Source organism: Ferrovibrio terrae, assembly GCF_943372915.1.
GTDB lineage: Bacteria > Pseudomonadota > Alphaproteobacteria > Ferrovibrionales > Ferrovibrionaceae > Ferrovibrio > Ferrovibrio terrae_A.
This window is the reverse complement of the sequence record NZ_CALSAN010000014.1, coordinates 46017-62883: the sequence shown is the minus strand read 5'-3', so window position 1 is coordinate 62883 and position 16867 is coordinate 46017. Positions and strand designations below refer to the sequence as shown.

The 16867-nt window shown below is 63.9% G+C and carries 20 protein-coding genes; 10 read left to right on the top strand and 10 right to left on the bottom strand.

Features of this window, described 5'->3' with window-relative positions; genetic code table 11:
• Positions 1 to 39: 39 nt before the first annotated feature.
• A complete protein-coding gene (locus AAG821_RS11775; protein WP_341912425.1) occupies positions 40 to 552 on the bottom strand; it encodes an anthrone oxygenase family protein in 513 nt (170 codons plus the stop codon).
• 153 nt (positions 553 to 705) lie between these two features.
• Between AAG821_RS11775 and AAG821_RS11770 the strand changes: the two genes are divergently transcribed.
• From AAG821_RS11770 to AAG821_RS11735, 8 genes are all read left to right on the top strand, one after another.
• The gene (locus AAG821_RS11770; protein ID WP_341912426.1) at positions 706 to 2106 is read left to right on the top strand and encodes a M20 family metallopeptidase; all 1401 of its coding nucleotides are present in this window, start codon (positions 706 to 708) and stop codon (positions 2104 to 2106) included.
• 73 nt (positions 2107 to 2179) lie between these two features.
• A complete protein-coding gene (locus AAG821_RS11765) occupies positions 2180 to 2593 on the top strand; it encodes a YqaA family protein (RefSeq protein ID WP_341916283.1) in 414 nt (137 codons plus the stop codon).
• Positions 2594 to 2652: 59 nt separating this feature from the next.
• Positions 2653 to 3672 (top strand): amino acid ABC transporter substrate-binding protein, encoded by a 1020-nt coding sequence (locus AAG821_RS11760; RefSeq protein ID WP_341912428.1) that lies wholly within the window; start codon positions 2653 to 2655, stop codon positions 3670 to 3672.
• A gap of 89 nt (positions 3673 to 3761) precedes the next feature.
• A complete protein-coding gene (locus AAG821_RS11755; protein WP_341912430.1) occupies positions 3762 to 4955 on the top strand; it encodes an amino acid ABC transporter permease in 1194 nt (397 codons plus the stop codon).
• Position 4956: 1 nt separating this feature from the next.
• Positions 4957 to 6045 carry an amino acid ABC transporter permease gene (locus AAG821_RS11750; protein ID WP_341912432.1) on the top strand — a complete coding sequence of 363 codons (1089 nt, stop codon included), beginning with the start codon at positions 4957 to 4959 and terminating at the stop codon, positions 6043 to 6045.
• Positions 6046 to 6052: 7 nt separating this feature from the next.
• Entirely contained in the window at positions 6053 to 6799 is a 747-nt protein-coding gene (locus tag AAG821_RS11745; RefSeq protein ID WP_341912434.1) for an amino acid ABC transporter ATP-binding protein, read from the top strand.
• A 54-nt stretch (positions 6800 to 6853) separates the two neighbouring features.
• Positions 6854 to 7339 carry a hypothetical protein gene (locus tag AAG821_RS11740; RefSeq protein ID WP_341912436.1) on the top strand — a complete coding sequence of 162 codons (486 nt, stop codon included), beginning with the start codon at positions 6854 to 6856 and terminating at the stop codon, positions 7337 to 7339.
• A gap of 113 nt (positions 7340 to 7452) precedes the next feature.
• Positions 7453 to 8094 (top strand): DUF1345 domain-containing protein, encoded by a 642-nt coding sequence (locus AAG821_RS11735; RefSeq protein ID WP_341912438.1) that lies wholly within the window; start codon positions 7453 to 7455, stop codon positions 8092 to 8094.
• Between the two features lie 6 nt (positions 8095 to 8100).
• On the opposite strand, the gene AAG821_RS11730 is transcribed toward AAG821_RS11735, so the two are convergent.
• Genes AAG821_RS11730 through AAG821_RS11720 form a run of 3 tightly spaced genes read right to left on the bottom strand, consistent with a single transcriptional unit; the run spans position 8101 to position 9456 of the window.
• Positions 8101 to 8427 (bottom strand): hypothetical protein, encoded by a 327-nt coding sequence (locus tag AAG821_RS11730; protein WP_341912439.1) that lies wholly within the window; start codon positions 8425 to 8427, stop codon positions 8101 to 8103.
• The gene (locus tag AAG821_RS11725; protein ID WP_341912441.1) at positions 8424 to 8750 is read right to left on the bottom strand and encodes an AzlD domain-containing protein; all 327 of its coding nucleotides are present in this window, start codon (positions 8748 to 8750) and stop codon (positions 8424 to 8426) included. Before AAG821_RS11725 ends, AAG821_RS11730 begins: the two co-directional genes overlap by 4 nt.
• Positions 8743 to 9456 (bottom strand): AzlC family ABC transporter permease, encoded by a 714-nt coding sequence (locus tag AAG821_RS11720; protein ID WP_341912443.1) that lies wholly within the window; start codon positions 9454 to 9456, stop codon positions 8743 to 8745. The genes AAG821_RS11725 and AAG821_RS11720 overlap by 8 nt, the downstream gene beginning before the upstream one ends.
• 51 nt (positions 9457 to 9507) lie before the next feature.
• On the opposite strand from AAG821_RS11720, the gene AAG821_RS11715 reads away from it, so the two are divergent.
• Positions 9508 to 10143 carry an ABATE domain-containing protein gene (locus AAG821_RS11715; RefSeq protein ID WP_341912445.1) on the top strand — a complete coding sequence of 212 codons (636 nt, stop codon included), beginning with the start codon at positions 9508 to 9510 and terminating at the stop codon, positions 10141 to 10143.
• 103 nt (positions 10144 to 10246) lie between these two features.
• Positions 10247 to 12355: a catalase gene (locus AAG821_RS11710; RefSeq protein ID WP_341912447.1), complete on the top strand. Its 2109-nt coding sequence runs from the start codon at positions 10247 to 10249 to the stop codon at positions 12353 to 12355.
• 54 nt (positions 12356 to 12409) lie between these two features.
• On the opposite strand, the gene AAG821_RS11705 is transcribed toward AAG821_RS11710, so the two are convergent.
• From AAG821_RS11705 to AAG821_RS11680, 6 genes are all read right to left on the bottom strand, one after another.
• Positions 12410 to 13021 (bottom strand): GNAT family N-acetyltransferase, encoded by a 612-nt coding sequence (locus AAG821_RS11705; protein ID WP_341912449.1) that lies wholly within the window; start codon positions 13019 to 13021, stop codon positions 12410 to 12412.
• A gap of 8 nt (positions 13022 to 13029) precedes the next feature.
• Positions 13030 to 13890, bottom strand: a complete 861-nt coding sequence (sseA, locus tag AAG821_RS11700; protein WP_341912451.1) for a 3-mercaptopyruvate sulfurtransferase — start codon at positions 13888 to 13890, stop codon at positions 13030 to 13032.
• Positions 13891 to 13911: 21 nt separating this feature from the next.
• Positions 13912 to 14634 (bottom strand): alanyl-tRNA editing protein, encoded by a 723-nt coding sequence (locus AAG821_RS11695; protein WP_341912453.1) that lies wholly within the window; start codon positions 14632 to 14634, stop codon positions 13912 to 13914.
• A 5-nt stretch (positions 14635 to 14639) separates the two neighbouring features.
• Positions 14640 to 15641, bottom strand: coding sequence for a cysteine synthase A (locus AAG821_RS11690; RefSeq protein WP_341912455.1), 1002 nt, complete (start codon positions 15639 to 15641; stop codon positions 14640 to 14642).
• A 70-nt stretch (positions 15642 to 15711) separates the two neighbouring features.
• Positions 15712 to 16359, bottom strand: coding sequence for an NUDIX domain-containing protein (locus AAG821_RS11685; RefSeq protein ID WP_341912456.1), 648 nt, complete (start codon positions 16357 to 16359; stop codon positions 15712 to 15714).
• A complete protein-coding gene (locus AAG821_RS11680) occupies positions 16344 to 16793 on the bottom strand; it encodes a gamma-glutamylcyclotransferase family protein (protein WP_341912458.1) in 450 nt (149 codons plus the stop codon). Before AAG821_RS11680 ends, AAG821_RS11685 begins: the two co-directional genes overlap by 16 nt.
• Positions 16794 to 16867: the final 74 nt, after the last annotated feature.

Below are 16867 nucleotides of genomic sequence, written 5' to 3'. Positions count from 1 at the left end.
GGACTCCAATCTGGGGTCCAACTATCGCAAAGCCCCGGATCAATGAGAAGACTTGGCGGCCCCGGCTTCCAGCCATAATGCCGCAGCAAAGCAGAATAGGGCCAGCAGGCTGGCAATCATGCGCAGGGTGTTCCAGGTGATCCAGGGCTGGGCATACTCCTGCCAGATCGCCGCCGCTGACTGGGCGGTGGGGGCTGCGGCGGCCAGGGCTTCGTTCAATGGCACATTGAAGGCCATGGTGACGGCAAAGGCGCCGCAGCCGTAGAGTATCGTGCCGCTCCAGACCAGCCAGGCGGCCGGATCGCGCGGCTGACGCAGTGCCATGGTGATGCTGGCGAGCAGGCCGAAGCCCAGCGCGCCAAAAAAGCTGAAGGCGAAGGTCATGTTACGCACGGTGGCGTTGATCGCCTGCATGGCGGCTATCGCCATCATCGGATCGGCCGCATCCAGGCCGGGCATGACCGAACAATGATAGGCATAGAAAAAACCGGCGATCAGCGCCGCCGCCAGCGCGGCCAGGCTGGTGATGGACAGGCAGAGCGGTCGCAGCATGAAGTCCCCCGAGCGTAAGCGTTGGAATGCTGCACGCCGCCCGAACCAATTTCCTGCGTAACTTTGCTTTGGTCCGGCCCGGCGGGCCTTGGCGGCAGCCGGGCAGGGGGCCTAACATTGCCGCTTCGTATTTCCGAGTGAAGAGGCTGTTTCATGACCCGCGATGCCGCGATCCGCGCTGCCACCACCTATCTGGATGAGGGCGGTTTCCTCGCCGATCTCACCCGCCGCGTCGCCATCCCCACCGAAAGCCAGAATCCCGATCGCGCCGGGGCGCTGGGCGATTACCTGGAACGGGAAATGCGCGGTTCGCTGGAAGCGCTCGGCTTCCAGTGCACGGTGCATCCCAATCCCTCACCCAAGGGCGGGCCTTTCCTGGTCGCCATCCGCCGCGAGGCTGGCGCCAGCAAGACACTGTTCTCCTATGGCCATGGCGATGTGATCCGCGGCCAGGACGCGCAATGGCGCAGCGGCCTGTCGCCCTGGCAGATCGTGCAGGAAGGCGAAAAGCTCTACGGTCGCGGCACCGCCGACAACAAGGGCCAGCATACGGTGAACATCGCCGCCATGGCCGCCGTGCTGAAGGCGCGCGGCGGCAAGCTCGGCTTCAATGTCGTGCTGCTGATCGAAACCGGCGAGGAAGTCGGCTCGCCCGGCCTTGATGCCTTCTGCAAATCGCAGAAGGATGCCTGGCAGGCTAACCTGTTTCTGGCCTCGGATGGCCCGCGCCTGTCGCCGGAACGGCCGACGCTGTATTGCGGCGCGCGTGGCGCGATGAATTTCGACCTCACGGTGAACCTGCGCGAGGGCGCGCATCACTCGGGCAACTGGGGCGGCCTGCTGGCCGATCCGGGCATCATCCTGGCCCATGCCATTGCCAGCATCGCCGGCCCCACCGGCCAGATCCGCGTGCCGGAATGGGTGCCGAAGGAACTGCCGGCCGGGGTGAAGCGCGCGCTCGCCGATTGCGAAGTCGGCGGCGGCAGCGACGGGCCGCAGGTCGATACCTGGTGGGGCGAACCGGGCCTGACGCCGGCAGAGCGCGTCTATGGCTGGTGCAGCTTCGATGTGCTGGCCTTCAAGACCGGCAATCCCGAATTCCCGGTCAATGCGATTCCCGGCATCGCCACTGCGCATTGCCAGATCCGCTTCGTCGTCGGGCCGGATTCGTCGCAGTTCCTGCCGGCCCTGCGCCGTCATCTCGATCGTCACGGTTTCCCCCAGGTGCAGGTGACGCAGGCGCGGGCCGAGATCTTCACCGCCACGCGGCTCGATCCCGATCATCCCTATGTGCATTTAGCAGTGGCCTCGGTCGAGAAGACCATGGGCCGCAAGCCGGCGCTGCTGCCCAATCTGGGCGGCTCGCTGCCCAACGAGGTGTTTGCCGAAACGCTCGGCCTGCCCACCGTATGGATGCCGCATTCCTATGCCGCCTGTTCGCAGCATGCGCCGAACGAGCATATCCTGTTGCCGGTCATGCGCGAGGGACTGGCGATGATGGCCGGCCTGCTGTGGGATCTGGGCGAGGCCGATGCCGTGAAGCTGACGTCGTGACACCGGCCGCGGCAAAGACCCGGAGCGCGTCATAGAGCAGAGCTTCACCCTCGGCGGCCTGTTTTTCTGGTCCTTGCTGGCCGCCACTTTGGTGCCGCTGTCGTCGGAGGTGGCGCTGTCGACGGCCCATGCCATGGCGGCGGCACCGCCCGTTCAACTTTTCCTTATCGCCACCGCCGGCAATGTGTGCGGTGCACTCATAAATTGGGGTCTGGGCGGCTGGTGCCTGCGCTTTAAGCACAAGCGCTGGTTTCCCATCACACCCGACCGCCTGCATAAAGCCGAGACCCGCTTCGCGCGCTGGGGCGGCTGGATCCTGCTTTTTTCTTGGATTCCGGTGGTGGGTGACCCGCTGACCTTTGCTGCAGGCGCACTCCGTTACCCCTTGGCCCGATTCTTGATTGTGGTGACTGCCGGCAAGGCAGCGCGGTATGCGGCCATCCTGTGGATAACTGACGTTATCTTGCCGGTTTTTACAGCGTCGTGATAATTTTAGGCAGTTCTGCCCCAACGCAGAACCCAGTCACAACAGGGAAGGGTTAACCTATGAAACTTATTGCAACGGCCGCTGCCGCGGCGGCGCTTGTGTTTGTCGCACAGGGCGCGCAGGCGGGCGCCACCTTTGATTCCGTCAAGGCCAAGGGCTTTGTGCAGTGTGGCACGAATACCGGTCTCGGCGGTTTCGCCGCCCCGGACAGCCAAGGCGTCTGGAAGGGTCTCGACGTCGATGTCTGCCGTGCGGTTGCCGCCGCGATGTTCGGCGATGCCACCAAGGTGAAGTATACCGGCCTGACTGCGCAGCAGCGCTTCACCGCGCTGCAGTCCGGCGAAGTGGACCTTCTGTCGCGCAACACCACGCAGACCCTGACCCGCGACGCGTCGCTGGGTCTGATCGGTGCCGGCATCAATTACTATGACGGCCAGGGTTTCATGGTGACCAAGAAGCTCGGCGTGAAGAGCGCCAAGGAGCTGAACGGCGCCACCGTCTGCGTGCAGCCGGGCACCACCACCGAGCTGAACCTCGCCGATTACTTCCGCTCTGAGAAGATGACCTTCAAGCCGGTCGTCATCGAGAAGCTGGACGAAGTCGTTGCCGCTTACGCTTCCGGCCGTTGCGACGTGTACACCACGGACGCCTCCGGTCTGGCCGCCACGCGCGCGACCCAGCTGCCGAATGGCGACGATCATCTGATCCTGCCGGAAATCATCTCCAAGGAGCCGCTCGGCCCGATGGTGCGTCAGGGTGACGACCAGTGGCTGGTCGTGGTCCGCTGGGCGCTCAACGCGATGATCGAGGCCGAGGAATACGGCATTACGTCGGCCAATGTCGACGAGATGCTGAAGAGCGACAACCCGAACATCAAGCGCATCCTGGGTGTCACCCCGGGTGCCGGCAAGGCGCTCGGCCTTGACGAGAAGTGGGCCTACAACATCATCAAGCAGGTCGGCAATTACGGCGAAAGCTTCGAACGTAATGTCGGCATGGGCAGCCCGCTGAAGCTGGCACGTGGTGTCAATCAGCAGTGGTCGAAGGGCGGCGCGCTCTACGCCTGGCCGATCCGCTAAGTCGTAAGCAGGGCCGGCGGTGTACAGGGCACCGCCGGCCCATCGCTTCACTTCAGCGTTTATAAGTTTCTCTTAGCCATGGGGGGCACATGGCAGACCATCAAAGTAAAGGCGCGCAAGCCGCGCCGCCGCGGCGTCTGAACTGGAACGATCCCGATGTTCGTTCCGTGGTGTATCAAGTCGTCGCCGTTTCTATCGTGGTTGCAGTGGCGTGGTTTCTGATTTCCAACACGCTGCACAATCTCTCGATCCGCAACATTTCCACCGGCTTCGATTTCCTCGGCCGTGAATCGGGCTTCGCCATCGGCGAATCGCCGATCGCTTTCGGCCCGGAAAACACCTACGCCCGCGCCATTCTGGTCGGCCTGCTGAACACCATCCGTGTGGCGGTGATCGGCATCATCCTGGCCACCATCATCGGCACGATTGTCGGCATCGCCCGGCTGTCGAAGAACTGGCTGATCGCCAAGCTGTCGATGATCTATGTCGAGGTGATCCGCAACGTGCCGCTGCTGCTGCAGCTGTTCTTCTGGTATGCGCTGATCACCGAGACGCTGCCTGGTCCGCGCTCTGCCATCAACCTGATGCCCGGCGTGTTCATGTCGAACCGCGGCATCAAGGTGCCGGCCCCGACCGACCACGGCGCCTTCGATTTGGCCGCCATCGGTTTCCTGCTCGCCTTCGTGCTGATCGGCATCATGGCCAATCTGGCCAAGAAACGGCAGGACGCCACCGGCAAGCCGTTCCCGATCTACCGCACTGCTCTGGCCCTGCTTGTCGGCATGCCGCTGCTCGGCTGGCTGATCGGCGGCGCACCGCTGGAACTCGATGTACCGAAGCTGCAGGGCTTCAACTTCGTCGGCGGCGCCACACTGACGCCGGAATTCGCCGCCCTGCTGTTCGGCCTGGTGCTCTATACCGCGGGCTTCATCGCCGAGGTGGTGCGCGCCGGCATCCAGGCGGTCAGTTACGGCCAATGGGAGGCTGCCGGGGCGCTCGGCCTCAGCCGCACCCAGACGCTGCGCCTGATCGTGCTGCCGCAGTCGCTGCGCGTCATCATCCCGCCGATGACCAGCCAGTATCTGAACCTGACCAAGAACAGCTCGCTGGCGGTGGCGATCGGTTATCCCGATATCGTCTCGATTGCCAACACGACGCTGAACCAGACCGGGCAGGCCATCGAAGGCATCCTGATCATCATGGCGGTTTATCTGGCCATCAGTCTGTCGATCTCGCTCTTCATGAATTGGTACAACAAGCATATTGCGCTGGTGGAGCGGTAAGATGACGACAGCAACCGAATCCCTGCCGCCGCCGAACACCACCACCGGGCCGATTGCCTGGGTGAAGGAACGGCTGTTCTCCTCACCGCTCAATGCCATCCTGACCATCCTGTCGGTCTGGCTGTTGCTGATGTCGTTGCCGCCGTTCATCGAGTGGGCCCTGATCAAGGCCAACTTCACGGCGGCAACCTCGCAGGAATGCCGCGCCGGTGGCGGTGCCTGCTGGGCCTTCATCGGCGTCAAATACCGGCTGATGCTGTTTGGCCTGTATCCCTACGACGAGCAGTGGCGGCCTCTGCTGGCCACCATCATCCTGATCGCCATGATCGTGGTCAGCACGATCCCGCGCTTCTGGACCGTGATCCTGCTGCCGATCTGGGTCGGCGGGCTGATCCTGGTGTCTGTGCTGATGTGGGGCGGCATCCTCGGCCTGAAATATGTCGAGGACACGCTGTGGGGCGGCCTGCCGCTCACCCTCATCCTCGCCACCTTCGGCATTGCCATCGCGTTTCCCTTCGGCGTCGCGCTGGCGCTCGGGCGGCGCTCGAAAATGCCGGCGATCAAGACGCTCTGCGTGCTCTATATCGAGCTGATCCGCGGCGTGCCGCTGATCTCGATGCTGTTCATGTCGTCGGTGATGCTGCCACTGTTCCTGCCGGAAGGCTTCAGCATCGACAAGCTGCTGCGCGCGCAGATCGCCATCATCCTGTTTGCCGCCGCCTATCTGGCGGAGGTGGTGCGTGGCGGCCTGCAGGCGATCCCGAAGGGGCAGTATGAAGGCGCCGACTCGCTTGGCCTCAGCTATGGCCAGAAGATGGGCTTCATCATCCTGCCGCAAGCGCTGAAGATCGTGATCCCGCCGCTGGTCAGCCTGTTCATCGCGGTGTTCAAGGACACCTCGCTGGTGGTGATCATCGGCATCTACGATCTGATGCAATCCACCAAGGTGGCGCTGACCGATCCGGCCTGGCGCGGCTTCTCCATCGAGGCCTATATCTTCGTCTCGGTGATCTACTTCGTCTTCTGCTATTCCATGTCGAAATACAGCCAGAATCTCGAAAAGCGTCTGGCAACCGGACATAAGCGCTAAGGGGGCCATGACCATGGTTGCGCCGATCATCGAACTGCAAAGTGTCAACAAGTGGTATGGCGAATTCCACGTGTTGCGGAACATCAACCTCAACGTCAAGAAGGGCGAACGCATCGTCGTCTGCGGGCCGTCGGGCTCGGGCAAGTCGACCATGATCCGCTGCATCAACCGGCTGGAAGAGCATCAGAAGGGCCATATCATCGTCGATGGCACCGAACTGACCAACGACCTGAAGAACATCGATGCCATCCGTCGCGAGGTCGGCATGGTGTTCCAGCACTTCAATCTCTTCCCGCATCTCACCGTGCTGGAAAACCTCACCATCGGTCCGATCTGGGTGCTGAAAAAGCCCAAGGCCGAGGCCGAGGCGACCGCGATGAAGTATCTCAACCGCGTGCGCATCCCCGAGCAGGCCAACAAGTATCCTGGCCAACTGTCGGGCGGCCAGCAGCAGCGTGTCGCCATCGCGCGCTCGCTGTGCATGAACCCCAAGATCATGCTGTTCGATGAGCCGACCTCGGCGCTCGATCCGGAAATGGTCAAGGAAGTACTGGATGTCATGGTCGGCCTGGCCGAAGAGGGCGGCATGACCATGATCTGCGTCACCCATGAAATGGGCTTTGCCCGCAAGGTGGCCGATCGCGTGATCTTCATGGATCGCGGCGAGATCATCGAACAGAACACGCCGGAAGAGTTCTTCTCCAATCCGCAGAACGAGCGGACCCAGCTGTTCCTCAGCCAGATCCTGCACTGAAAAATCCAAAAAACCGTGCTAAGCTCCTCCCCATAACAAATGGGGAGGAGCGTCATGCGCAGTTTCGTCGCCGTTCTTCTGGGTCTTGCCTTGGCCGGCCCGGTTTCGGCCCAGCTTCCATCTGTCGATCCCGCCGGCCAGTATCGCCTGATCGGCCCTGTGGCCCGCAGCGACAGCCGCTGTATCGGCAGCCCTGAAACCCCGCTATGCGCCGTTGAAACCCTGCTGGCCTGTTTCGCCCGCCGCGACACCGATCTGTGCCGCGTGGTCTGGGCCGGCAGTGAAGGCGCTGCCGGTTTTCTCCGCACGATGACGGCCTCGCGCTACTGGTGGAGCTACCGCATCGCGTCTGCCGAGCAGCCGGCAGCCGATGAGGCGGTGATTGCTGTTGCCGGCCGCAACTGCGGCCTGCAGCTGGCCGAGCCCGATTGCGGCACCACACCGGCGCCGCCGACCCGCTATCGCCTCAAGCAGGTGGCCGGCCGCTGGCAGGTGCTGGACTGGCAGTCACAGCCCGGCGATCCGACGCCCATACGTTGAGACCAGACTGGCGCTGACGGAACTGCCTTGGCTGGCATCGCGTTGTACACTGCTCCAGCACCGACTCTGCGGCAGGGGATGCGATGGCCAGGCTATTTGAGATTTTGCAACACATGTCGGCCGGCTGGCGCCTGCTGATCTGCCTGGGTATCGGCGCCGCCATTTTTCTGTGGCCGTTCGACCCCGACGACCCGATGATCCATGCCGGTGCGGCCTGGCTGGCGGGCGTGCTGCTGTTCCTTGCCTGGACCTGGTATGCGGTCAGCGGTGTATCCATCGCCATGCTGCGCAAGCGGGCCCGTGATCTGGATGACAGCGCCTGGATCATTTCGCTGCTGGTGGTGGTTGCCGCAGCCATCAGTCTGCTGGCGCTCGGCATGATGATCTATGCCAAGGATGATGCGACGGGCAGCATCAGGATATTGCGCCTTGGGCTGGGTGGCGCCAGCATGATCTGCGCCTGGTTCCTGATCCATACGGTGCTCGCCCTGCATTACGCGCATCTTTACTATGGCGACCGGCCGGGGGACGGGAAGCGCAAGGAGCATGGTGGCCTCGACTTCCCCGGCGGGCGCGAGCCCGATTACAGTGATTTCTTTTACTATGCCTTTGTCATCGGCATGACCTGCCAGGTCTCGGATGTGACCACGCAGTCGCGCGGCATGCGGCGCCTGACCCTGATGCACAGCGTGGTGTCGTTCTTTTTCAACACCACGGTGATCGCGCTGACCGTGAACATGCTTGCCAGCAATTGATTCCGCTTAACCCGGAATGCTGGGAATCTCGCGCGCCAGATCCGGCTCGTCGTGAATGAAGGTGATCGCCAGGCTGCCGGAGATCTCTTCTGCCTTGTCCTGCGCAGGTGGGGCTGGTTCATCAACGCATAACCCGGCTTTTCGCAGATCGTCGAGCCAGTTGGTCAACGCGGCTGTCGGGATCATGAAGCGGATTGTCGCCGCTTTGTTGGAGTAGAAATGTGCATCCACGACCCAGCCGCTGTGGGTAGCGAGCCTGTCGCAGGCGGCTGTCACCGCCTGATGACGGTCGGCAGCGGTCACGGCCTGCAGCAACAGCGGCTTTGGCTTCATGCCGGAAAAAGTCCGAGTAACCGTATGCCGATGGCGATGGCCATGCCGATCAGGATGGCGGTCATCGATTTGCGCAGCATCAGCATGACACCGATGGCGGCGGCAAGGCCTGCCCACATGGCGGGATCGCCCTTCATGGCGGCGGCCGTCACGATGGCGACCAGCACGCCGCCGGCGGTATGGCGCAGAAAGCGCTCCAGCCGCGGCGACAGGGTGACATAGCTCATGAGCCAGAAGCCGCCGACGCGGGTCAGCAGTGTGGCCAGCGCCATGCCGGCGATGGCAATGACCGCCACACTGTCAAAGGCGATGAAGCTACTCATTGCGGCTGCTCCACAGCCCGGCCATGCCGGCGCAGAGGCCGCCGATCAGGATGTACCAGTTGCCGGGCAGCCAGAGCAGGGCAGCCAGGGTGCCGGCCACGGCGGCAACCCAGGGCAGGATGTCGCTGCGGCCACGATACAGCCCGACCACTGAGGTGGCGAACACGCCGGCGATCAGTACATCCAGGCCCCAGCGCTTTACATCGAGGCCGCCGCTGCCCACCAGCGCGCCGAGCGCGGTACCGCCGACCCAGACCGGCCATTGCATGATGATGGTGCCGAGCAGGATGCCGAGATCGCGGCGGCCATTCATCATCGCCTGCAGCGTGATGGCCCAGCCGGCATCGGTCATGCCGGCCGAGATCGGGTACAGCCAGCGGCGTGGCAGGCTGCCGAGATAGGGATACAGCGCCGCGCCCATGACGATATGGCGGGCATTGACCAGGAAGCTGGTCAGCACGATGGCGGCCACCGGCAGCGGCACGCCCCACAGGCCCAGCACGGCGAACTGCGCGCTGCCGGCAAAGGTGATCACGCTCATCAGAATGGCTTCAGCGGGAGAGAGCGTGGTGCCCAGTGCCGCGGCGCCGAAAGCGATGCCAAAGGGCAGGGCGCTCAGGCTGTAGGGCGTGGTCAGCTTCATGCCGTGCCACACGCCTTCGCGGGTGAATTTGGCCGGTTCCGGTTTGTCGGGCAGCGAATCCATGGCCGGAAGCTAGGGATTGGCGTGCGGCCAGTCAACCGGTATGGTGGTTATATGGCAGTGGCTCTCCGCATCCTTGCCGCCGGGCTGCATGGCGGTCATCCGGCGCTCGATTTCGTCAACACGCTGGACTGGCGTGACCGTCCCATGGCTGATGGCGGGCCGGAAGACATGCTGGTCAGTTATGGCGCGCTGCTGGCCTGGTGCCGGCGTCTCGGTGTCATCGGTGCGCCGACCCAGGCCGAGCTGGAGCGCATGGCCGCCGCCAGGGCCGCGCAGGCCAATGCTGTGCTGCAGGAGGCCATCGCGCTGCGCGAGGCGCTGTATCGCCTGGCCCAGGCCGCCCGGCAGGGCAAGACGGCAAAGCCCGCCGATCTCGAAGTCCTGAACCGCATTCTGCTGCGCTATCCGGAAGGCCGTGTCATTGCGGCTTCCGGCTCACGACTGGGTTGGAAGACGCATGGCGAGGGACTTGAGCTGGGTTCGCCACTGGGTGCCATCGCCCGGCTCGGCGCTGATCTGCTGGTGACGGCGGCGCCGAACAGCATCCGCTGCTGCGCCGGTCCTGATTGCGGCTGGCTGTTTCATGACACCAGTCCGAACAAACGCCGCCGCTGGTGTTCGATGGAAAGCTGCGGCAACCGCGCGAAGGCACGGCGACACTACGATCGCATCAAAAAGCAGGTCTGAACTGCCAAGCTGTGCTTGCTGAAGCAAGGCAGGCGTCGCAGTCGGAACTTTCATCTCCGTCATGTCTTTTGGAATAGCTCCAGAAAACCAGCGAGGGATGGACATGGCCAAGACGCCGCGAGACGCGAAGAAGACTGCGCCCAACAACAAGACAAAGACCGTAACCGGCAAGGGCGGAGAGACGCACCAGCAGGCAGACGGCGACGACAATCGCCTGACCACCAATCAGGGCACGGTGATCGCCGATAACCAGAACTCGCTGAAAAGCGGCGCCCGCGGCCCAACCCTGCTGGAGGACTTTATCCTCCGCGAGAAAATCACCCATTTCGATCATGAGCGTATTCCGGAGCGGATTGTTCACGCCCGTGGCAGTGCGGCGCATGGCTATTTCCAGCCCTACAAGGATCTCGGCCGCCTGACCAAGGCCGCCTTCCTGCGCGATCCCGGTGAAAAAACCAAGGTCTTCGTGCGCTTCTCCACCGTGGCCGGCGGTGCCGGTTCGGCCGACACCGTGCGCGACGTGCGCGGCTTCGCGGTGAAGTTCTATACCTCGGAAGGCAATTTCGACCTGGTGGGCAACAACATCCCGGTATTTTTCATCCAGGATGCGATGAAGTTTCCCGATCTGGTGCATTCAGTGAAAATGGAGCCAGACCGCGCTTTCCCGCAGGCGGCCTCTGCGCATGACACCTTTTGGGATTTCGTGTCGCTGATGCCGGAAAGCACCCATATGCTGATGTGGGCGATGTCGGATCGCGGCATTCCGCGCAGCTACCGCATGATGGAAGGCTTTGGCGTACATACCTTCCGCTTCATCAATGAGAAGGGCAAATCCACCTTCGTGAAATTCCATTGGCGCCCCACCATCGGTGCAGTCTCATTGATCTGGGACGAAGCCGTGAAGCTGGCCGGTGCCGATTACGACTTCCATCGCCGCGATCTGTGGAACGCCATTGATATCGGCGATTTTCCGGAATTCGAACTGGGCATCCAGGCCTTCGATGAAAAGACCGCCGACAAGTTCGACTTCGATGTACTTGATCCCACCAAGGTGATTCCGGAAGAGATCGTGCCGCTGGAGATGATCGGCAAGCTGGTACTTGACCGCAATCCGGACAATTTCTTCGCCGAGACCGAGCAGGTTGCCTTCCATCCCGGGCATGTGGTGCCCGGCATCGATTTCACCAATGATCCGTTGCTGCAGGGACGGCTGTTCTCGTACACCGACACCCAGCTCAGCCGGCTCGGCGGCCCGAATTTCCACGAGATCCCGATCAACCGGCCGGTTTGCCCGATGCGTAATTTCCAGCGCGATGGCATTCACCGCATGGCCGTGCCGCAGGGGCGGGTCAACTATGAGCCCAATAGCCTCGATCCGGACAGCCCGCGTGAGCACCCCACCGCCGGTTTCAATACCTTCCCGGAGCCGGCCGAGGGCGGAAAGCTGCGCCAGCGGCCCGAAAGCTTCGCTGATCATTACAGCCATGCGCGGCTGTTCTGGCTGTCGATGACCAAGCCGGAGCAGACCCACATCGTCAGCGCGTTTGCCTTTGAACTGGCCAAGGTGGAGACCATCGCGATCCGCACCCGCATGCTGGGCCGGCTGAAGCTGGTCCACACCGATCTCTGTGCCGGTGTCGAAGCCGCGTTGGGCATGGAGGGCCAGGCGGATGCCCTGACGCCCGCCGTGCCGGCCAGAACCATGCAGCCGTCGCCGGCGCTCAGCCTGATCGCCAAGGCGTCTCCCACCATCAAGGGGCGCAAGATCGGCGTGCTGATCACCGATGGCACCGATGCGAAACTGCTTGCCGCGATACAGAAGGCCGCCGATGGTGAAGGCGCGGTGGTCGAGATCGTGGCGCCGAAGATCGGCGGTGCGAAGCTCAGCGATGGTAAGATGCTGCCGCCGCATCACACCATCTCTGGCGGTCCCTCGGTGCTGTTTGATGCCGTGGTGCTGCTGCCATCGGCAGATGGCGTGCGGGCGCTGGTACGCGAAGCCGGCGCTGTCGCCTGGGTGCATGATGCCTTCAGCCATCTGAAGGCCATCGGCAGTGTCGCGGCGGCCGAGCCGCTGCTGGCCAAGGCCGGCGTGGAGGCGGATGACGGCGTGGTGATGCTGGAAGGCAGCAGCGACGTGAAAGCTTTCATTGCGGCGGCCAAGCAGCACCGCATCTGGGATCGCGAGCCGAAACTGCGCAGTCCGGGCTGAGTGTTCCGCATCGCCCCGGGGCAGGCCCGGGGCGACGCGGAAATACAAAGGGCTTCAGCGTCGGGGATCGAACAGCGCCTCGCGCGTCTGATACGGCCGGAAGCCGCATTTCTGGTACAGCGGCAGCGCCGCCGGATGGTCGAGATTGCAGGTGTTCACGGTCAGCCGGTCGATGCCATAGGACCAGGCCTGCCGGATGCCGGCACGCAACAGCCATGGCCCGATACCACGGCCGAAGAACTCCGGTGTCAGGCCGAAATAGGCGATGTTGACGGTCTTGCGCTCGTCATGGTCGATGGTGCGCCGGTCGAGTTCGATATAGCCGGCCGGCACGCCACCCACATAGGGCACCCAGATTTCCACCAGGGGATCGCTGATGATGTTGCCCAGCACCAGATCGCTCATGCGGTGGCGATCGACCCAGTGCCAGGCTTTGCCGACCGCATCGTAGAGATAGCGGTAGAAGCCGGTGGTCGGCTTGTCGAGCCGCAGCAGCGCCAGCTTGGGGACCAGTGGCGGCAGGTTGGCGCTTTCGGGCGGCGCCTTGGTCATTTCCAGATAGACGACGGTGACATTGTAGCGGCCGTCATCCAGCAGCTCGGCCGGCGGCATGCGGAAGATGGCCGCGGCGACCGTCTCGTTGTGATTGTCGCGGGCCTCGGCCAAGTGGCGCCTCAGGCCACTTCGGCCGGCAGGTCGGCGCGACCGCCCCATTCGGTCCAGGAGCCGTCATAGACGGACACCTGGCGATGGCCGAGCAGATGCATGCCGAGCGTGAGGATGCAGGCCGAGACACCCGAGCCGCAGCTGTTCACCACCGGCTTGTTCAGGTCGATGCCGGCCTTGGTGAAGATGTCCTTCAGCGCATCGGCCGACTGGAACAGGCCGGTCTTCGGATCGGTCAGCAGCGAGGAGGGCACGTTCAGCGAACCGGGAATATGGCCGCCGCGCAGGCCGATGCGCGGCTCCGGCTCGGTGCCGTCGAAGCGGCCCTTGCTGCGCGCATCCACCACCTGTTCGCGCGGATGGGTCATGTTGGCGCGCATCTGGTCGACATCGCGCACCAGAAGATCGTTGCGGCGCGCGGTGAAGTGGCGCTCGCGCGGCAGCGGCGGCAGGTCTTCCACCGGGCGGCCTTCGGCCTTCCATTTCTTGAAGCCGCCATTCAGCACGGCGACATCGTTATGGCCGAAAACGCGGAACATCCACCAGGCACGCGGCGCCGACAGATGCACGTCCGAGCCGTCATAGACCACGATGCGATTGCCATCGCCGATGCCAAGGCGGCGCATGCGGGCGGCGAATTTTTCCGGGCTGGGCAGCATATGCGGCAGCGGCACATCGGTATCGGCGATTTCGTCGATATCGAAATACACCGCGCCGGGGATATGCGCATCGGCATATTCCTGCCGGCCGTTGCGGCTCATGGTGGGCAGATACCAGGAGGCATCGACAATGCGCAGGTCAGGCGCCTTCAGGTGTTCGGCCAGCCATTCGGTCGAGACCAGCGCATCCGGATTCACATACGACGACATGGAGTCACTCCCTGGAATTTTTTAAGCGGCGAAGGCGATATTCACGCGCCGGTTCTGCTTGCCCTTGTTCTCGATCTTGACGACAGCCACCGGGCCGATCTCACCGGTCTGCTTCACATGGGTGCCGCCGCAGGCCTGCAGATCCAGCGGCCTGTCCAGCCCGGCGATCTCGATCAGGCGCACCTTGCCCAGGCCCATCGGCGGCTTCACCGCCATGGTCTTGACCAGGTCGGGACTCGACAGCAGTTCTTCATCGGTGATCCAGCGCGCGCTCACCGCATGATCGGCGGCGATCAGCTCGTTCAGCTTCGCCGTCAGCGTATCCTTGTCGGGGATGCTGTCGGCCATGTCGAAATCGAGGCGGCCCTTGCCGTCGCTGACCTGGCCGCCGGTGACGGGGAAGGGCACCAGCACGGAGAGGAGATGCAGGCATGTATGCATGCGCATCAGGCGGTGGCGCCGCGCCCAGTCGAGTTCCAGCTTGCCCTTCGCGCCGACTTTGAGCGCCGCCGAGCCGCCGGCCGGCACATGAATGATGCCGTCGGGGCCGTCGCCCTTGCGCGTATCGGCGATCTCCACCGCCTCGCCGCTGTCCAGCAGGAAGCGGCCGATATCGCCCGGCTGGCCGCCGCCCATCGGATAGAACACCGATGCATCGGTCTGGAAGCCACGCTCGTCGATTGCCGTCACGATGGCATCGCAGGCGGGCAGGTAGGCGTCGTCGCGGAACAGGAAGCTGGTCATGGGGCTCAACTCATCCAGGGCGGAACCGGCAGGTTCTTCGACCGCAGGAATTCCGGATTGAACATCTTGCTCTGATAGCGCGCGCCACCGTCGCACAGGATGGTGACGATGGTGTGGCCCGGACCCATCTTTTTGGCGAGGCGGATGGCGGCGGCGATGTTGATGCCGCTGGAGCCGCCCAGCACCAGGCCTTCATGCTGGATCAGGTCGAACACCACCGGCAGGGCTTCCTCGTCGGGAATCTGGAAGGCGTCGTCGGGCGTGATGCCTTCCAGGTTGGCGGTGATGCGGCCCTGGCCGATGCCTTCGGTGATCGAGCTGCCCTCGGCCTTCAGTTCGCCATGCTTGTAATAGTGATACAGCGCGGCGCCCATCGGATCGGCCAGCGCCACCTGCACCTGCGGATTGCGCTCCTTCAGCGCCATCAGGATGCCGGCCAGCGTGCCGCCGGAGCCGACCGCGCAGGTGAAGCCGTCGATCTTGCCGCCGGTCTGCTCCCAGATTTCCGGGCCGGTGGTGTGGTAATGCGCTTCGCGGTTGGCGACATTGTCGAACTGGTTGGCCCAGATCGCGCCGTTCGGTTCGGTCTTCGCCAGTTCCTCCGCCAGGCGGCCGGAATATTTCACGTAATTGTTCGGATCCTTGTAGGGCACGGCCGGCACCAGCCGCAGGTCGGCGCCGCACAGGCGCAGGAAGTCCTTCTTCTCCTGGCTCTGGGTCTCGGGCATCACGATCACGGTCTTGAAGCCCAGCGCATTGCCCACCAGGGCGAGGCCGATGCCGGTATTGCCGGCGGTGCCTTCGACGATGGTGCCGCCCTTGCGCAAGCTTCCGCGCTTGAGCGCATCCTGCACGATGTACAGTGCCGCGCGGTCCTTTACAGAGCCGCCGGGATTCATGAACTCGGCCTTGCCGTAAATGTCGCAGCCGGTGGCCTCGGAGGCGCGGCGCAGGCGGATCAGCGGCGTGCGCCCGATGCTGTCGATAAAGTCTTTGCGGATGTCCATAACGCTCTCGGTCTCAGGGAGGTCGGGCCGATATAGCGCCCTCCCGGCCTAATCCTATACCGAGGGGGGGTTAGGGTCGCAACCCGCGCGGATCGGCCCAGCTGCGGCGCAGCTTTTCGCGATGCAGCGCCAGCCATAGCAGGCTGAACGAGGCGGGCGGGTTGGGGATTTCCCCGGCTTCCCAGCGGGCAAAGGCCTCGGTAAACGGCAGGGCGAAAACCCGGATTTCCTCATTCTCGTTGGCGAGGCCGTGCAGGCCGCCGGCCAGCGCCGCGTCGACTGGCGCGCAGAACAGGTGATAGCGCTCGGAGCAGAAGCCGGGCGTGGCATAGACCGTGTTGATGAAGATCAGCGGCCCGATCGGGTCGAGGCCGCTTTCTTCCTTCATCTCGCGGCGGGCCACGTCCTCCAGGCTCTCGCCATCCTCGATCAGGCCGGCCACCACCTCGATCATCCAGGCGCGGTCGCCATTCAGCAGGGCGGAGGTGCGGAATTGCTCGGCCAGCACCACTTCATCGCGCTTCGGATCATAGGGCACGACACAGACGGCATCGCCGCGCCCCACCACCTCGCGACTGATCAGGCCGCTCATGCCGCCGCGGAACAGGCCGTGACGCAGATGCAGTTCGTCCACCTTGAGATGGCCGTCGAAGACCCGGTCATGGCGCACCACCTCCACCGGGTAGGGCTGGTTGCTGGTGTCTAACGCCTTGCGCATGGCATCGGGCCCTGGTGGTGGAGGGTGCGGAGGAAGGCAGCCTTGTCGCGGCGTTGCCAGCGGCACAGCTGCCAGTCATCGAAGGAGGCCGGCAGGGTGGCACCGGCCGGCAGGAACACCCGGGCACGGGCCGGGCGGGTGGCGGGGATGGCGCCGGGGCTGCCGCGACGGCAGACCGGCAGGGTGCGGGTCCGGTATTCCGGTCCCTCATAGGCGGCCAAGCGGCCGGCATCGCCGGGCCGCGGCCGGAACAGCAGGCCGTCCACCAGCCCGCCGGGGGCCCGCACCAGCACCGGATAGCTGCGCCCGCGCGCCCGTTTGCGGCAGAAGCCCGGCAACCGGGCCGGGTGCAGCTGGCGGGGGCTGGGCCGGTAGCCCAGAATCAGGCGCCGCACATCCGCATCGCACAGCGTGCCGTAGAAGAAATACACCATGGGTGGCAGGCTTGACCGGTCCGGGGATTGATCCAAATTGCAAGCAGACACGTACAACACCGTGTAGTCCAGAG

Coding starts and splice junctions, on each gene's coding strand:
- AAG821_RS11775 (WP_341912425.1), bottom strand. CDS start 552: ATGCTGCGACCGCTCTGCCTGTCCATCACCAGCCTGGCCGCGCTGGCG.
- AAG821_RS11770 (WP_341912426.1), top strand. CDS start 706: ATGACCCGCGATGCCGCGATCCGCGCTGCCACCACCTATCTGGATGAG.
- AAG821_RS11760 (WP_341912428.1), top strand. CDS start 2,653: ATGAAACTTATTGCAACGGCCGCTGCCGCGGCGGCGCTTGTGTTTGTC.
- AAG821_RS11755 (WP_341912430.1), top strand. CDS start 3,762: ATGGCAGACCATCAAAGTAAAGGCGCGCAAGCCGCGCCGCCGCGGCGT.
- AAG821_RS11750 (WP_341912432.1), top strand. CDS start 4,957: ATGACGACAGCAACCGAATCCCTGCCGCCGCCGAACACCACCACCGGG.
- AAG821_RS11745 (WP_341912434.1), top strand. CDS start 6,053: ATGACCATGGTTGCGCCGATCATCGAACTGCAAAGTGTCAACAAGTGG.
- AAG821_RS11740 (WP_341912436.1), top strand. CDS start 6,854: ATGCGCAGTTTCGTCGCCGTTCTTCTGGGTCTTGCCTTGGCCGGCCCG.
- AAG821_RS11735 (WP_341912438.1), top strand. CDS start 7,453: ATGTCGGCCGGCTGGCGCCTGCTGATCTGCCTGGGTATCGGCGCCGCC.
- AAG821_RS11730 (WP_341912439.1), bottom strand. CDS start 8,427: ATGAAGCCAAAGCCGCTGTTGCTGCAGGCCGTGACCGCTGCCGACCGT.
- AAG821_RS11725 (WP_341912441.1), bottom strand. CDS start 8,750: ATGAGTAGCTTCATCGCCTTTGACAGTGTGGCGGTCATTGCCATCGCC.
- AAG821_RS11720 (WP_341912443.1), bottom strand. CDS start 9,456: ATGGATTCGCTGCCCGACAAACCGGAACCGGCCAAATTCACCCGCGAA.
- AAG821_RS11715 (WP_341912445.1), top strand. CDS start 9,508: ATGGCAGTGGCTCTCCGCATCCTTGCCGCCGGGCTGCATGGCGGTCAT.
- AAG821_RS11710 (WP_341912447.1), top strand. CDS start 10,247: ATGGCCAAGACGCCGCGAGACGCGAAGAAGACTGCGCCCAACAACAAG.
- sseA (WP_341912451.1), bottom strand. CDS start 13,890: ATGTCGTCGTATGTGAATCCGGATGCGCTGGTCTCGACCGAATGGCTG.
- AAG821_RS11695 (WP_341912453.1), bottom strand. CDS start 14,634: ATGACCAGCTTCCTGTTCCGCGACGACGCCTACCTGCCCGCCTGCGAT.
- AAG821_RS11690 (WP_341912455.1), bottom strand. CDS start 15,641: ATGGACATCCGCAAAGACTTTATCGACAGCATCGGGCGCACGCCGCTG.
- AAG821_RS11685 (WP_341912456.1), bottom strand. CDS start 16,359: ATGCGCAAGGCGTTAGACACCAGCAACCAGCCCTACCCGGTGGAGGTG.
- AAG821_RS11680 (WP_341912458.1), bottom strand. CDS start 16,793: ATGGTGTATTTCTTCTACGGCACGCTGTGCGATGCGGATGTGCGGCGC.